At 73.6% G+C, this 15,563-nt stretch carries 10 protein-coding genes; 6 read left to right on the top strand and 4 right to left on the bottom strand.

Translation table 11 applies throughout. The annotated features are described in order from the left end of the window. The first annotated feature begins 17 nt into the window (after window positions 1-17). Window positions 18-956, top strand: a complete 939-nt coding sequence (locus ACYVNR_RS17210; RefSeq protein ID WP_045191524.1) for a 4-(cytidine 5'-diphospho)-2-C-methyl-D-erythritol kinase — start codon at window positions 18-20, stop codon at window positions 954-956. 174 nt (window positions 957-1,130) lie between these two features. Further along, window positions 1,131-3,005, top strand: coding sequence for an ABC-F family ATP-binding cassette domain-containing protein (locus ACYVNR_RS17205; protein WP_461049645.1), 1,875 nt, complete (start codon window positions 1,131-1,133; stop codon window positions 3,003-3,005). 136 nt (window positions 3,006-3,141) lie between these two features. Here the strand turns inward: ACYVNR_RS17205 and ACYVNR_RS17200 are convergent, their stop codons facing one another. Next, window positions 3,142-6,384 carry a M36 family metallopeptidase gene (locus tag ACYVNR_RS17200; RefSeq protein ID WP_461049643.1) on the bottom strand — a complete coding sequence of 1,081 codons (3,243 nt, stop codon included), beginning with the start codon at window positions 6,382-6,384 and terminating at the stop codon, window positions 3,142-3,144. 150 nt (window positions 6,385-6,534) lie between these two features. On the opposite strand from ACYVNR_RS17200, the gene ACYVNR_RS17195 reads away from it, so the two are divergent. Continuing rightward, window positions 6,535-6,891, top strand: a complete 357-nt coding sequence (locus tag ACYVNR_RS17195; RefSeq protein ID WP_461049641.1) for a VOC family protein — start codon at window positions 6,535-6,537, stop codon at window positions 6,889-6,891. A 5-nt stretch (window positions 6,892-6,896) separates the two neighbouring features. Here the strand turns inward: ACYVNR_RS17195 and ACYVNR_RS17190 are convergent, their stop codons facing one another. Further along, a complete protein-coding gene (locus ACYVNR_RS17190) occupies window positions 6,897-7,421 on the bottom strand; it encodes a MarR family winged helix-turn-helix transcriptional regulator (protein ID WP_045191527.1) in 525 nt (174 codons plus the stop codon). A 56-nt stretch (window positions 7,422-7,477) separates the two neighbouring features. Here ACYVNR_RS17190 and ACYVNR_RS17185 point away from each other — a divergent pair, with 56 nt between their 5' ends. Beyond that, on the top strand, window positions 7,478-8,323 hold the full coding sequence (locus ACYVNR_RS17185) for a methyltransferase domain-containing protein (protein WP_461049639.1): 846 nt from the start codon (window positions 7,478-7,480) through the stop codon (window positions 8,321-8,323). Window positions 8,324-8,335: 12 nt separating this feature from the next. On the opposite strand, the gene ACYVNR_RS17180 is transcribed toward ACYVNR_RS17185, so the two are convergent. After that, window positions 8,336-9,817: a cryptochrome/photolyase family protein gene (locus ACYVNR_RS17180; protein WP_461049637.1), complete on the bottom strand. Its 1,482-nt coding sequence runs from the start codon at window positions 9,815-9,817 to the stop codon at window positions 8,336-8,338. Between the two features lie 472 nt (window positions 9,818-10,289). Here ACYVNR_RS17180 and ACYVNR_RS17175 point away from each other — a divergent pair, with 472 nt between their 5' ends. Beyond that, window positions 10,290-12,170: a sigma-70 family RNA polymerase sigma factor gene (locus ACYVNR_RS17175; RefSeq protein ID WP_461049635.1), complete on the top strand. Its 1,881-nt coding sequence runs from the start codon at window positions 10,290-10,292 to the stop codon at window positions 12,168-12,170. A gap of 3 nt (window positions 12,171-12,173) precedes the next feature. Here ACYVNR_RS17175 and ACYVNR_RS17170 read toward each other — a convergent pair whose 3' ends face one another. After that, window positions 12,174-12,779: a TetR/AcrR family transcriptional regulator gene (locus ACYVNR_RS17170; RefSeq protein ID WP_045191532.1), complete on the bottom strand. Its 606-nt coding sequence runs from the start codon at window positions 12,777-12,779 to the stop codon at window positions 12,174-12,176. A gap of 368 nt (window positions 12,780-13,147) precedes the next feature. On the opposite strand from ACYVNR_RS17170, the gene ACYVNR_RS17165 reads away from it, so the two are divergent. Continuing rightward, window positions 13,148-15,547 carry a sigma-70 family RNA polymerase sigma factor gene (locus tag ACYVNR_RS17165; RefSeq protein WP_461049633.1) on the top strand — a complete coding sequence of 800 codons (2,400 nt, stop codon included), beginning with the start codon at window positions 13,148-13,150 and terminating at the stop codon, window positions 15,545-15,547. The last annotated feature ends 16 nt before the right edge of the window (window positions 15,548-15,563 follow it).

Below are 15,563 nucleotides of genomic sequence, written 5' to 3'. Positions count from 1 at the left end.
GCCCATAGGGTGGGCGCATGACTGTCGCTCCGACCCTGCCCGGTGCGGTGACCGTGCGGGTCCCGGCCAAGGTCAACCTCGAGCTACGGGTCGGGCCGCGACGGCCCGACGGGTTCCACACGCTCGCGACCGTCTACCAGGCCGTGTCGCTGCACGACGAGGTGTCGGTCGCGCGCTGGGACGAGTGGCAGGTCGTGCCCGCCGGCACCTACGCCGACCGCATCCCGACCGACGGTGACAACCTCGCCGTGCGCGCCGCGCGCCTCGTCGCCGAGCGCTGGGCCGTCGACGAGAGCCTGTCGATCCGCATCGACAAGGACATCCCGGTCGCCGGCGGCATGGCCGGTGGGTCGGCCGACGCCGCCGCGGCCCTCGTGGCGTGCGAGCAGCTCTGGGGGCTCGGCCTCGACCGCGACGAGCTGGCCGAGCTGGCCGCGACCCTGGGCAGCGACGTCCCGTTCATCCTCGCGGGCGGCAACGCGATGGGCTCCGGCCGCGGGGAGCAGCTGGCGCCGGTGCTCGCGCGGGGCACGTTCCACTGGGTCTTCGCGATCAGCGACACGGGCCTGTCGACCCCCGAGGTGTATGCCGAGTGCGACCGCCTGCGCGAGCGCGACGGTGTCGACGTGCCCGAGCCGTCGGTCAGTCCGGAGCTGATGGCTGCGCTGCGCTCGGGTGACCCTGCCGCGCTCGGAGCAGCCCTGCACAACGACCTCGAGCCCGCCGCGTTCTCGCTGCGCCCGCAGCTGCGCGAGCTGCGCGACGCCGGCGTCGAGTTCGGAGCCCTGGGCGGCGTCGTCTCGGGCTCGGGCCCGACGGTGGCGTTCCTCACCGAGAGCCACGAGGCGTCCCTCGACTTGTCGGTCTCCCTCGCGGCCTCCGACCTCTGCCGCGACCTGCGCCGCGCCAAGGGCCCCGTCCACGGCGCCCACGTCGTCGCCCAGCCCCGCGGCTGAGACCCCCGCCCTTCCCCCATCGAAAGAACACTGCGTACATCATCTCTCCGATCGAGAGAACGCTCCGTCACGACGGAGCGTTCTCTCGATCGTGTCTCGGGGTGACGGTGTGTTCCCTCGATCAGCCGGACGGATTGCGGGTCGAGGTGGGGGAGCGAATAGGGTCGGTCAGCGATGGCCAACCTGATCTCCCTCGAGCGCGTCTCCCTCGTCTTCGGCACCAGCCACGTCCTCGACGACGTCAGCCTCGGTGTCCTCACCGGTGACCGCATCGGCGTCGTCGGCGTCAACGGCGGCGGCAAGTCGACCCTGCTGCGCGTCATGGCCGGCCTGCAGGAGCCGGACTCGGGCCGCATCACGAAGCAGGGCGGCGCCGAGGGCATCAGCATCGGCATGCTCGCTCAGGAGGATGCGCTCGACCCGACGTGGACCATCCGCGAGGCGGTGCTCGGCGACCTGCCCGAGCACGTCTGGGCCGGAGATCCCCGCATTCGCGACGTGGTCACCGGCCTGCTCGGCGGGATCGAGGCGCAGAACGTCGGCGGCCTCGACAGCCGGGTCGGTCCGAAGTCCGGTGGCGAGCGCCGTCGCCTGGCCCTCGCGCGCCTGCTCGTCGCCGACCCCGAGTTGCTGCTGCTCGACGAGCCGACCAACCACCTCGACGTCGAGGGCGTGGCCTGGCTGGCCGACCACCTCGCGACCAAGCGCCCCCGCCCCGGCAACGCGACCGTCGCGATCACGCACGACCGCTGGTTCCTCGACGCGTACGCGACCCTGACGTGGGAGGTCGAGTCCGGCAGGGTCAGCGCCTTCGAGGGAGGGTATGCCGCCTACGTCCTCGCGAAGGCCGAGCGCGACCGTCTCGCGGGAGTCGTCGCCGACCGGCGGTCGAACCTCATGCGCAAGGAGCTCGCGTGGCTGCGCCGTGGCGCGCCCGCCCGCACGAGCAAGCCGAAGTTCCGCATCGAGGCCGCCAACGCGCTCATCGCCGACGAGCCCGCGCCCCGCAACAGCGTCGAGCTCGCATCGTTCGCCAGCCGACGCCTCGGCAAGGACGTGCTCGACCTCGAGGACGTCACCGTGACCGTCGGTGAGCCCCCGGAGGAGCGTCGCCTGCTCGACCACGTGACGTGGCGCCTCGCGCCGGGCGAGCGCATCGGCATCGTCGGCGTCAACGGCGCCGGCAAGTCGACCCTGCTGCGGGCGCTCACCGGCGAGATCCCGCTCGACGGGGGCCGTCGCAAGATCGGCAAGACCGTCGCCATCGCCCACCTGACGCAGGAGGTGCGCGAGCTCGAGCGCTTCGAGCAGTGGCGCGTCATCGAGGCGATCGAGGACGTCAAGCAGTGGACGATGCTCGGCGACAAGGAGATCAGTGCCAGCCAGCTCGCGACGCGGCTCGGCTTCCCGGGCGGCCGGCAGCAGTCGCGCGTCGGTGACCTCAGCGGTGGCGAGCGGCGCCGGCTCCAGCTGACCCGCCTGTTGCTCACCGAGCCGAACGTGCTCATCCTCGACGAGCCGACCAACGACCTCGACATCGAGACGCTGACCTCGCTCGAGGACGTGCTCGACGGCTGGGCCGGCACGCTCGTCGTGGTCAGTCACGACCGCTACCTGCTGGAGCGCGTCGCCGACAAGCAGCTGGCCCTGCTCGGCGACGGCAAGGTGCGCGAGCTGCCGGGCGGCGTCGAGGAGTACCTGCGCCTGCGTGCGGCGGCGACGACCGCCCAGGCGACCGCCCAGGCGACCGCCCGGGCCACGATGGCGACTGCGCCCTCGGCGTCGGCCCGGCCCGACGGCATACCTGCTGGGGGCACGGCGTCGACGGCGAGCCCGGCCGAGGTGCGCGAGGCCCGCAAGACGATGGCGCGCATCGAGAAGCAGCTCTCGCGCCTGCAGGACCGCGAGGAGCGGCTGCACGGCGACATGGCCGAGAAGGCCACCGACCCGGCCGCGCTCGCCGACCTCAACGCGAAGCTGCAGGCCGTGGTCGGCGAGCGCGAGGAGCTCGAGCTCGAGTGGCTCGAGGCCGCCGAGATCGTCGGCTGACCGACCCGGGCTCGGGCGGGCCCAGCCCCCGGACCGTTCTTTCAGCAACACACCCGGTAATGGTCAGCTCCCCACGGTTGCAACCGTGGGGAGCTGACACCTACCGGGTGTGTTGCGGCGCGGGGGTCAACGAGCCCTAGCGGTTGTCGACCGCCTTGACGTCGACGGCCACGTCGGCGCCGGTGTAGAGGTGGCTCAGCACGTAGACGGTGCCCGGGGGAATGGGCGCCGACTCGTCGGCCGAGGCCGTCGCCGCCGACCCCGTCAGCGCGCAGGCACTGTCGAGGAAGTACAGGTCGAGGTCGTGGCCGACGGTGTCGTCGAGCGGGCTCGTGCCCTTGACCGACACCGAGTGCAGGCCGTCGGAGAAGCCCGCCGGCAGCTTCGTCACCCAGCCGTCGACGCCCTGCGACGCCGGCGGGAACGTGCATGCCGTGTTCATCTCGGTGCCCGTGACGCCGAAGACGTTCTGCAGGCCGGTCGGGTCACCCGCCGCCGGGTTGTTGGCCGTGATGGTGCCCTGGTCGCTGTACGGCGCGTCCGGGGTGACCGTGCCGTTGGCGACCGTGGCGCCCGAGCCGAACGCCTCGATCTCGGCGACCTGCGCGTACGTCGTCGTGTCGCCCTGCACCGAGTCGACGAAGAAGCGCAGGTAGGCGGCCTTCGTCGGGGTGCTGAGCGCGAACGTCGTGTAGTTGAGGTCGGGAGCCGTCGGGCGCGGTGCCTGGTAGCCGAAGGCGCCGGTGCGGGCCGTCGTCCACGTGACGCCGTCGAGCGAGGTCTGCACCGTGAAGCCCTTGAGGGCGGCGAAGCGCGACGCGTTCGTCGCCTTGTAGGCGCTGACCCGCACCGAGCTGACGGTCGCCGGGGCGGCGAGCTTGACGGTGACCCGCTCGTCGGGTCCCGCGTTGTAGGCCGTCTCGCCGGCCTTCGTCGACCACACGGAGGCGGCCGTGTCGTCGAAGGCGAACTTCGCCGGGGCGCCGTCGTCCTGCGACGAGACCGAGACGACCTGCGCGCCGGCCGCCGTCGAGGCGAGGTTGGGTGCGAGCGAGATCTTCTTCGCCGTGTTCTTGCCCGCGACGACCGAGAAGCCCTCGATGGTCTGGGTGCCGAACCCGGGTGCCTGGATGGTCAGCGGGTAGGTGCCGGTGACGGCCTTGACCGTCGCGCCGCCGGTCGAGCCGGTGCGCACGAGGGGCGAGACCCGAGCCTCGTAGCGGCCGAGGATGACCCGGGCGTTGCTGATCGGCTGGCCCGTCGTCGCGTTGACGAGGGTCAGCGCGACCGTGCCGTTGGACGCGGCCGCCGGCACGTCGAACGCCGGCTTCGGGTCGGTGTCGTCACCGGTCGCCGTCGAGGCGGAGACGCCGGCGCCGCGCTTGGAGAAGACCGACCAGATGAGGGCCGTGTCGTCACCGTGGTACCGGTCGAGGTCGGCGCTCAGGATGCCGTCACGCGCGTCGAGGAACGACGGGTTCGGCGCGGTGAGCGGCATGCCGTCGGTGACGAGGCGCGCGGCCCGCTCGGAGCCGGCAGCGATGCCGTAGCGCGCCACGAGGGCCTTGTGCAGGTCCCACAGCGTCGCCGTCCAGATCTCGCCGTCGGCGTGCACCTCGGGCCCGGTCAGGTCGTAGCCGATGTCGCCGAAGGTGTTGGGGTTCTTGTTGTAGTCGTAGTTGCGGATGCCGCGGACCTCGTTGCCCGTGGCGTAGGCACCCACGACGGCGCGCGAGCGCTCGAGGCCCGTTGCGTACGCGTGGTTCATCGCGTACCAGTCGCCCCAGCCCTCGCCCATCGAGCCGGCCTGGTGCGAGCCGAGCGCACCGCCGCCCGCGACGTAGCGGTTCGACAGGCCGTGGCTGTACTCGTGCTGGATGACGGACATGTCGAACGATCCGTCGCGGTAGGGCCCCTCGAACGCGTCGTCGATCGGCTCCCAGAGGAACATGCCGCTCCACGGCGGGATGCCGTCGTCGAGGGTGAGCATGTACGCGTTGTCCCGACCGGTGTAGGTCGGCGCGCCACCCGACGCGGCGCCGGCCTGGACCAGCCCGCGGATCGCGTCGCCGCCCTGGCCGCCCTTGCCGCCGTTGTCGGTCTGGAAGTTGCCGGCGCTCTCGGTGAAGCCGAGCGCGTAGTACTGGTCGTGGATGCGGTTGTGCTGGAAGAAGAGGTTCGTCGCCGCCGGGTCGAGGTCCTCGGCGTAGGAGGGCGGCGTGGTCTGGCCCTTCGTGGCGGCCCACTGGTTCGTGTAGGCGTAGTCGAAGTGGCCGGTGGGGGAGACCGGTCGTGGCGCGTTGTCGACCGGGGCGATGAAGTTCGACCAGTTGGCGTAGCTGTCGGCGTTGTTGCCCAGCGTCGTGACGCCGGTGCCGGTCGCGCCCGTGAGGTCGACCCAGCCCTTGGGCGACTCGGCCGTGGCGCCGAACGACTGCTGGCGCGGCTGGCCGCCGTTCGCGGCACCCGGGTAGTTGTCGTAGACCGTGCCATGGGCGTCGTCGAACTGCACGACGCTCGCCCGGTGCAGCACCGCGCCCGTCGTGCCGTCGACGATGACCTCCCAGGCCTCGGTCTGGCTCTTGATGAAGAAGACCTTGTAGGCCGCGACCGGGCCGGACTTCGTCGGGAAGGCGACCTTCCGCACGTAGCCGGGGCCGGCGAACGGCCCCCGCCCGAACGTCGTGAAGCCGGCCTGCGTGCCGTCGGCGACGGGGGCGTATGCGGTGCCGGGAGCGAGCGTGCCCGCGACCTTGAGCAGGGCGCCGGTCTCGCCGAGCACCCACGTGCCGAGGAGACCCGCCCCGGGAGCGGTCTCGCCGGCGTACGACAGGACGCGCCCGTCGGAGGCGACGGCGACGTTGAGGCGGCCACCGCGCGCGGCCGGCGCGCCGGCGAAGGTCTGCACGAAGCTGACGACATGCGTGCCGGTGCCCGGCAGGGCGTGGTCGCGGGCGACGGTGAGGCCCTGCACCTGCGCGGCCGAGAGCCCGAACGCCGCGGGCTGGGAGGCGAGCCAGCCGCGGGCGACGTCGACGGCGGTGCCGCTGCGTGCCGCGGTCAGGTAGCCGTCGGCGCGCAGCGCGCGCAGGGTGCCGAAGCGCGCGTCCCATGTGGCACGGGCCCCCGCGCCGGCGGTCTTCAGCAGCGCCGCGACGGCGGACTTCGTCGCTGCCGTGGGGACGACCGCCTTCGTGACGGCCCGGGTGTCGAGGGTCGCGAGCAGGTCGCTGACCGTGTCGGTGATCGTGTTGGTGAGCGAGGTGCTCACGGGGAGTGCGGCGGTCGACGTCGTTGTCGCCGCCGCGAGCGGGGCCCCCGCCGCCGCCGAGACGAGGCACAGTCCCATGGCGAGGACGTGCTTGCGAGTGGTGTTCACGCGTGCTCCTAGGAGTTGCTCGGCGGGTCGCGCCGAGGCGGGCGACCCGGTGCAGGAGAAACGACGTGGGGGCCCGGAAGGGTACGCGCGGGCGGGAAACTCGGTCGAATCCCGTTGAATTTATCTTGATGTCAAGATAAATTCGGAGCCATGGAGATGCACCTGCACCACGTCCAGGTCTCGGGCCCTGCGGGCTGCGAGGACGACATGCGCGCCTTCTACGGCAGCGTGCTCGGCATGACCGAGGTGGAGAAGCCCGAGGCGTTGCGCGCGCGGGGCGGTGTGTGGTTCCGGGCCGGTTCCGCGGAGCTGCACGTCGGCATCGAGGAGGGTTTTGCCCCGGCCCGCAAGGCCCACCCGGGCATCGCGGTCCCCGACGTGGAGCAGCTGGCCGAAGCCGTGTCGGCGGCCGGAGCCCCCGTCACCTGGGACGAGAACATCGCGGGCCTGCGCCGCTTCCACACCACCGACCCCGTGGGTAACCGGCTGGAGTTCCAGCAGGGATGAGCGCGTCAGCCGTGCTGGGCCCCCCGCGACTCGAGCGGGGCGAGCATGCGCCGCAGCAGGGTCGCGAGCTGTGCGCGGTCGGCTGCCGACAGCTCCGAGAGCAGCGACTTCTCCTGCTCGATGAGGTCGGCCATCGCCGAGTCGACGACGTCGCGACCCGCAGCGGTCAGGCGCACGAGCACGCCGCGCCGGTCGCCCGGGTCGGGGCGGCGCTCGACGAAGCCGCTGCGCTCGAGCCGGTCGACGCGGTTGGTCATCGTGCCCGACGTGACCAGGGTCTGCTGCACCAGCGCGCCCGGCGACAGCTCGTAGGGCTCACCCGCCCGGCGCAGGGCCGACAGCACGTCGAACGCCCAGCCCTCGAGCAGGTGCTCCGAGAAGGCCGAACCGCGCGCGAGGTCGAGACGGCGGGCCAGGCGCGAGACGCGCGAGAGCACCTCGAGGGGCGAGACATCGAGGTCGGGCCGCTCGCGGCGCCAGGCAGCGACGATCTCGTCCACGTCGTCGGCGGGCCTGCTCTCGGCGCTCATGGAGCCAACTGTAGTCGCCGTCAAGACTCTTGACATCGAAGGAAAGTGAGCACGTCGTGACCGAACCCACCACTGCCTCCAGCGGATCCGCTCGCCCCGGCGACGCCGCCTGGGACCCGCGCCAGTACGCCGTCTTCGCGGGCCACCGGGGCCGCCCGTTCGCCGACCTGCTGGCGCGCGTCGATGCGGACGACCCACGGCTCGTCGTCGACCTGGGGTGCGGCCCGGGCGAGCTCACGCTCGGGCTCGCCCAGCGCTGGCCGAACGCCCGCGTCGTCGGCGTCGACAGCTCTCCCGACATGCTGGCCCGAGCCCGCGAGCTCGATGGCGACGGTCGTGTCGAGTGGGTCGAGGCCGGCGCCGAGGACTGGGACCCGACCGAGTCCGGCGGCTCCGTCGACGTGCTCGTCACGAACGCCACGCTGCAGTGGGTGCCGAGCCACCTGCGCCTCATCCCGTCGTGGGTCGCGGCGCTCGCACCGGGCGGCACCTTCGCCATGCAGGTCCCCTCGAACTTCGACGCCCCGTCGCACCGGCTGATGCGCGAGGTCGCCGCCCGGCACGCGCGGGCAGACGACCTGCGCCCCGGGCTCGCCCGCGCGCAGGCAGTCGCCCAGCCGCAGACGTATGCCGCCCTCCTGCTCGACCTGACCCCCGACGTCGACGTGTGGCAGACCACCTACGAGCACGTCCTCGCGGCCGAGCCCGACGGCCCGCACCCCGTGCTCGAGTGGGTGCGCGGCACCGGCCTGCGCCCCGTGCTGGGGGTGCTCGACGAGAAGGAACGCGACGACTTCGTCGCCGACTACGAGAAGGAGCTCGAGGCGGCATACCCGCGCAAGGCGTACGGCGTGATCTTCCCGTTCACGCGCACGTTCGCCGTCGCCCGCACGCCTGCCTGAACGCGCCTGTCGTCACGGAGGAGTCGCGGCTCGGCGCCGCTCCTGGGCCACGACGGCCTCGAGGTCGGCGAGCCGGTGCCGCTGCTGCAGCGGCCGCGCCATGCGGTGGTTGCCCTCGAGGCGGGCGGCATTGCGGTCGAGGTAGGCCCAGTAGCCGGCCGTGAAGGGGCAGGCGTCGTCGCCGAGCCGTTTCCTCGGGTCGTAACGACAGCCGCCGCAGTAGTCGCTCATGCGGTCGATGTAGGCCCCACCCGAGACGTACGGCTTGGTCGCCATCGCGCCGCCGTCGGCGTGCTGGCTCATGCCGACGACGTTGGCCGGCATGACCCAGTCGTAGCCGTCCACGAAGCGCGTCTGGAACCACTCGGTCAGCGCGTCGGGGTGGTAGCCGCGCTGCGCCGCCCAGTTTCCGAGCACCATGAGGCGCGGGATGTGGTGCACCCAGCCGCGCTCGCGCACCCCGGTCAACGCGTCCTGCAGGCAGGCAGCGTCGACCTGGTCGGTCTCCAGCCGGTCGAACCAGCCGGGCAGCGGGCGCCGCGCGGCGAGCGCGTTGCGGCGCCGGTAGGTCGGACCGAAGTGCCAGTAGAGGTGCCAGACGTACTCGCGCCAGCCGATGACCTGCCGCACGAAGCCCTCGACGGAGGCGAGCGGGGCGTCGCCGTCGCGGTAGGCCTGGGCCGCCCGGTCGACGACCTCGACGGGGTCGAGCAGCCCGAGGTTGAGCGGCACCGAGAGCAGGCTGTGCGCCATCGCCCAGTCCCCGCGCAGCATCGCGTCCTCGTGCGGCCCGAACGCGCCGAGCCGCTTCACGACGAACCGGTCGAGGGCGGCGAGCGCCTCGCGCCGGGTCACGGCGAACACCCGCGGGCCGTCGTCGCCGACGGGGGAGAGGTGCCCCTCGCGCGTCCAGCGGTCGAGGTCCTCGCGCACCTCGGCGTCGATGTCGTCCTCGCGCGGCTGGTAGGGCGGTGGCACGTCGAGCCGCTCGGCGCCCCTGGGCGGGGGCTCGCGGTTCTCGTCGTCGAACGACCACCGGCCACCCACCGGTCGCTCGCCCTCGACGAGCAGGTCGAGGCGCAGGCGCTGGAACCGGTAGAAGTCCTCCATCCGCACCCGGCGACGGTCGCCGGCCCAGGCGGCGAACTCCTCCCGAGGGAGGCTGAAGCCCGGCGTGGGGTCGATGTCCTCGACCACCCCGTCGGCGTGCAGCCGGCGCACGAGGCGCTCGGCGGCATACGACGTCGGCTCGTAGACGCGCACCGGTTCGCCCAGCTCGCGCACCGCCTCCGTGTAGGTGTCGGTGCGCAGCAGCACCGCGGAGTCACCGAGCTCGGCCGCACGGTGGCGCAGCGCCGACAGCACGAGGTGCAGCTTCTGCCGGTGGAAGGGGCGCCGGGCGAGCGCTCGCCGGCTCTCGACGAGCAGCACGCCGTCGTGCCCGACCGCGAAGTGCGGGCCGAGCTGGTCGGCGAAGAGCCACCGTCGCGTCATGGCGGGGTCATACCCGGCCGGGTGGCTGCGGCGTGCGCGGGCGCCGACGGTGTGGGTAAGGCACGTGTCTCGCGACGGTAAAAGCGTGGTCTCGAGCCCGCACGCCGTCCCACCGCGGGAGAAAAACTGGGTCAATTTCCGGCATTTGCCCCCATTTCGGAAAACCGTGTCATGAAATGGGTTCAGGCACGTCATACAGGTGACGGCAACGCAGGGGTCTCCCGCTTGGTCAGGGGAGGGAGTGGCCCCTTCGGGGTCATCTCCAGTGGTGCCGTCAGGTTTCGTCCTCCCGCGTGGTTTCGTGGAGGGGATCATTCGGGAGGACGAAACCTGCCAGCCCCGACCGGGCCCGGTCCGCCTTCTTGTGCCGACCGCTCGTTGGGATGGACGCCCGCCCCGCCGCTTGGCAGACTTGGCTGCACCGCTCAGACCGGACAAACCGGTGAGTTCCGGGCAGACGAAGGGCGAAGGGTTGTCGGCAGAACCGACCTTGTGGTCGAGCGAGGCCTGGGCTGCGGCCCCCGACGCCACCCTGCTCGCGCTCACCCGCGACGGCTCGGCCGAGGCCTTCGGCGAGCTGTGGCGCCGGCACCTCCCCGCGGCGTATGCCGTCGCGAACCGTCACCGCGGACGCTCCGCCCCCGAGGACATCGTCGCCGAGGCCGCCGCCCGGGTGCTGGCCCTCCTCCGTGAGGGGCGCGGGCCCGAGGAGAGCTTCCGCGCGTACTTCCTGACGGCGGTGCGCACCGTCGCCGTCGACCAGGGCCGACGCGACCTGCGGCTCGTTCCCACCGAGGACGACGATCTCGAAGAGCTCGCCGCCCCGGCGCTCGCCGACCCGTTCGCGGGTCTGGCCGTCGACGAGGACGGCATGGCGCTGGTGCGCGCCGCCTTCGGCGAGCTGTCGGAGCGCGACCAGCGCATCCTGTGGCACACGACCGTCGAGGGCGCCGCCCCGCGCGCCGTCGCACCCGTCCTCGGCATGACCGCCAACGCCGTCAGCGTGCGGGCCATGCGGGCGCGCGAGTCCCTGCGCGCGAACTTCCTCGACGCCCGGGCGGCCCGGGGGCTCGCGGCAGCCGACAGCGACGAGTGCCGCTGGACGGTGGAGCACCTCGGCGCCTTCGTGCGTGGACGGCTGCCCAAGCGCCAGACCGAGCGTGCCCGGGCCCACGTCGAGGGGTGCCCGCACGCGGCGGCTCTGGCCGAGGACCTGCGGGTCATCCACGACGGCTTCCCGGCGCTCGTGGTGCCCGTCGTGCTCGCTGCCGGACTCATGTCGCCGGGCTTCGTGACCGGGGGCGGCCTGGCGGCCCTCTCGACGGCCCTCTCGACGGCCCTCTCGGAGGCCACCACGGCGGCCTCCGGAACGGCGGCCGCTGCTCCGACAGGTCAGGCCGGTGCGCCGGGCCTGGAAAGTGCGGCGGGCCACGGCAGCGCGGCGGACGGCGGTGTCACCGGGGCGTCCGCAGCCCAAGCCTCCGCTTCGGGGGCAGGCAGGGCGGTCGACCTCGTGGCGCAGCTGGCCGCCCGGGCCACGAACGTCGCTGCGGCGCTCGCCGTGACGGCCGGGCTCGCCGGGGCCCTCGCCACGCCCGGCCCCGCGCTCGCCGACGCGACGCTCCCCGCTCCCCGGGCGTCGACGCCCACCACGGCTCCTGCACCGCGCTCGGTCCCGACGCCAGCGGCGCCGGCTGGTGCCGCCCCGTCGACGAGTCGCCCGTCGTCCACGACCGCCAGCCTGTCGGCCCTGCCTGCGACCTCGGCGCCGGGCGACCTGAGTGCCGCGGCCGGCGGCCGCCGGCCCGCCGCCGGAGCTGCGCGCAGCGACAGCGACGCCGTCGCCGCTTCCGGCTCTCCTCGCCCCACCGCGGCGACGGCACCGGCCGCGCCGGTCGCCCAGGCACCGGCTGCCTCCCGCCCTCCTACGCCGGCACCGCCCACACCTCGCACCTCGACGCCGACTCCGACGAGCACGCCGGACACCCCGTCCGGGCCGCCGGCTCCGCAGGACCCGGCTCCGTCGGACCCTCCGTCAGACGGACCAGCCGCTCCGGTCGTCTCGGTGAACCTCGTGAAGGACGGCGAGACCGCGCGCATCTCGGTGCGCGTGCGCACGGTCGTCACGGCCGGCCTCACGGTGAGGATCAGCAACGAGGGAGGCGCCGGCCGTCTCACCGTGCGCAACTCGAGCTGGGAATGCGTACAGGCCTCCCGCGCCGCCGTGTCGTGCACCGGGGGTCGCGGCTCCGCCGTCCTCGACCAGGCAGGCACCGGGGGCGTCGTGCCGCTCGTCGTGCGGGTCACCGACGCCTGTGGTCGCACCTGGACCCAGACGCTCCGACCCTCCTGAGGGTCAGCGGCGCGGGAGCGTCACGAGGCGCGGCTTCGGGTCGAGTCCCGACAGGCCGTTCCACGCGAGGTTCACCAGGTGCGCGGCCACCTGGTCCTTCTTGAACTTGCGGCTGTCGAGCCACCACTGGCCCGTCAGCGCCACCATGCCGACGAGCATCTGCGCGTGGATCGGCGCCGACTTCGGCTCGAGCCCGCGCTGCTTGAACTCCGCCGCCAGCAGGTGCTCGACCTGCGCCGCCACGTCACCGAGCACGCTCGCGAAGGAGCCGGTCGCCTGGCCGGGGGGTGAGTCGCGCACGAGGATGCGGAAGCCGTCGGGGTCGGACTCGATGTAGTCCAGCAGGGCCAGCGTCGCCCGCTCGAGCAGCACCCGGGCACCCTCCGGTTCCTCGAGCGCGGCGCTGATGCCACCCATGAGGGCCTGGATCTCGCGGTCGACGACGACGGCGTACAACCCCTCCTTGCCGCCGAAGTGCTCGTAGACGACGGGCTTGGAGACGTTGGCCCTGGAAGCCACCTCCTCGACCGATGTTGCCTCGAATCCCTTGTCCGCGAACAGTTTCCGGCCGACGGTGATGAGCTGCTCCCGCCGTTCCGGGCCCGTCATGCGGGCCCGCGGGCGGGCGCGGTCTGCTCGTTCGGCGCGGTCTGGGGTCACGCCGCCATTGTGCAGTCAGCGGGCCGCGGGCCGTGCCAGGGGCAGGCGCGTCAGAACTTTTTTCGAAATCCCGTCATGAAACCGAGCGCGCTCCGTCTATGTGTTCGGCAGGGAGTTGGCGGAGGAGCCGAGGCATTGGGGGGAACCACGGCCGGGTGAGACCGCCGGTGAGGTCGATCGCGACGCAAACCCGGGGAGGGCCGCGATCGACCTCACCGCCCCCTGCCCGGCGGCAGGCGGTTCCTCGAAAAGGACTCCCACGAGCGGCATCCGTGCCCCACACTGGAGGTCATCCCTCGCGGGAGGAGCCCCCTCAGGTGTCAGCCCACACGATCGGACCCCAGACGGAGTCCACGGCCGCGGTCTCGTCCAGCGCCGATGCGCTCGACGAGAGCGACGCGGTCCTGCTCTCCCGCGCGCGGCTCGGCGACGACAGCGCCTTCGCCACGCTCTGGCAGCGCAACCTCCCCGCGGCGTTCGGCGTCGCCACCCGCTTCCGCGGACGTGTGTCCGCCGAGGACCTCGTGGCCGAGGCCTCCGCCCGTGTGTTCCGGCTCATCCGCGAGGGCAACGGTCCGTCCGAGAACTTCCGCGCGTACTTCACCGCCACGGTCCGCACCGTCGGCGTCGACGCGGTGCGCGGCGACATGAGCCTCGTGCCGACGTCCGGCACCGACCTCGACCGCATCCCGGCCGCCGACACCCACCTGTCCGCGCTGGGCGCCGAGGGTGTCGACACCGACCTCGTCCGCACAGCGTTCCGACAGCTGAGCGAGAGCGACCGCGAGCTGCTGTGGCACACGATGGTCGAAGGGGAGCCGCCGCGCGTGGTCGCCCCCCTCCTCGGCGTCTCCGCCAACGTCGTCAGCGCCAGGGCGATGCGGGCCCGTGACGAGCTGCGTGCGCGCTACCTCGACGTCTGGGTGCAGCGGCGCGTGCCCGTATGCGGTGCGCCCGAGTGCCGCTGGACGCTCGACCACCTGGGCGGTCACGTCCGCGGGCGTCTCACGGCGCGGCAGCAGGCGCGCGCCGATGACCACCTCGCGCGCTGCACCAGGGAGGCGGGCCTCGCGGTCGAGCTGCGACGCGTCTACGAGGGGTTCGGCGTGCTCACCGGACCCATCGTGCTCGCGGCCGGAGCCGCCATGGCCGGCACCCTGCAGCACGGCGCGATCGCCGCTCTCATCGGCGGCTCAGCGGCAGGCTCCACGGCGGCAGGAGCAGCCGCAGGCACCACGGCCGCAGGCACTGCCGCCGGCACGGCCACAGCCGGCACGGCTGCGACAGGCACTGCTGCGGGTGCAACCGCCGCGGGCACCGCCACCGCCGCGAGCACTGCGGCGGGAGCCACCGCCGCGGGCACTGCCGCCGGTACGACCGTCATCGGCACCGCCGCCGGCGGCGTCTCGGCAGCGGGCACCACCGTCGGCGCGATCGCCGGCGGTGCGGCATCAGGTGCCGCGGGAGCAACCGCGGCCGGTGTCACGGTGACCAGCACCGTGACCGTGACCAGCACGTCGGCCGGCGTCGTATCGGGAGCCATCGCCTCCGGTGCCGGCGCGGCCTCAGTGGGAGCCACGTCGGTCGCGGCCGGCACGGCCGTCTCGGCCGGCGCGGTCGGGGGCGCCGCGATCAGCGCCCCCCTCGCGGCAGGTGTCGTGGGCACCAGCGCGCTGGTGTCGGGGGCGGCCGTCGCAGCGCCAGCGGTCGCGCTCGCCGGTGGGTCGCTGCTCGCCGGGACGACCCTCGGGCCGCCCATCGCCACGGCGATGGCGGGTCTCGTGGTGGGCCTGGGCATCGCCGTGGTCCCGACCGTGACCCAGAACCTCGGGACGCCTGCCGCCCAGGTGATCGTGGTCGACAACGCCGCGCAGACCACGCCGTCGACCACCGGCCCCGCGGCCGGCACCAACCCCACCGACGTGCTCGTGCTCACGGTGCTGCCCAGCGTCGTCGCGAGCAGCGCCACGGCGTCGACCACGTCGACCGCGTCGACCGTGTCGGCCGCGCCGGCTACGGCCACACCACCTGCCCCGGCAGCGCCGGCGGCCACCGGCACGGCTGCCACGGCTGTCGACCCGACGCCGCCGCCTCCCGCCCCGGCGCCGGTCGACCCCGCGACGGTGCCGCCGCCTGCGGCGTCCGACTCGACGCCGTCGACTCCCGACGCGGTCGCGCCCGCGCCGGTGAACCCTGTCGACGACACCTCGGCCCCGTCCACGGAGGTGCCCGAGCACGCCGACGCGGCGGCGAGCACGACCGGCACGACGCCGGCGGCCGACGACCCGGCAGCAGCGACGCCTGACGCAGGTGTCGGGACCACCGACCCGGGTGCTGCGGTTGCTGACCAGACCCCCGCCCCGTCGTCGCCGACCGACACCCAGGCACCCGCTGGCTCGCCGGCGGTCGACCCCGCGGCTCCGGCTCCGGCGAGCCCGGCCGCGCCCGACTCCTCTCCTGCTGCAGACCCTGCCCCGGCCGGCAGCGCTGCGGGTGACGCCGCATCCGGCCCGGCCGGGTCGACCACGGCCGCCTCGTCCAGCGCTGCCGAGAACGTGCCACCGGCGGCCGCTGCCGACCCGGCCGGTGCAGTGCCCCCGGCGGCGCAGCCCGACGTCACGCCACCCACCCTCGACACCCAGGTGCTGGGGTCGGCGCCCACCGACCCGTCGACCTCCGACCCGGCGGCGACCGGCGCCACGCCTGTCGGCTCCTGAGCCGTCCGGTCCACCC

The organism is Terrabacter koreensis (assembly GCF_054783315.1).
This window is presented reverse-complemented; position numbering and strand designations above follow the sequence as displayed.

Coding starts and splice junctions, on each gene's coding strand:
- ACYVNR_RS17210 (WP_045191524.1), top strand. CDS start 18: ATGACTGTCGCTCCGACCCTGCCCGGTGCGGTGACCGTGCGGGTCCCG.
- ACYVNR_RS17180 (WP_461049637.1), bottom strand. CDS start 9,817: ATGACGCGACGGTGGCTCTTCGCCGACCAGCTCGGCCCGCACTTCGCG.
- ACYVNR_RS17195 (WP_461049641.1), top strand. CDS start 6,535: ATGGAGATGCACCTGCACCACGTCCAGGTCTCGGGCCCTGCGGGCTGC.
- ACYVNR_RS17170 (WP_045191532.1), bottom strand. CDS start 12,779: ATGACGGGCCCGGAACGGCGGGAGCAGCTCATCACCGTCGGCCGGAAA.
- ACYVNR_RS17205 (WP_461049645.1), top strand. CDS start 1,131: ATGGCCAACCTGATCTCCCTCGAGCGCGTCTCCCTCGTCTTCGGCACC.
- ACYVNR_RS17190 (WP_045191527.1), bottom strand. CDS start 7,421: ATGAGCGCCGAGAGCAGGCCCGCCGACGACGTGGACGAGATCGTCGCT.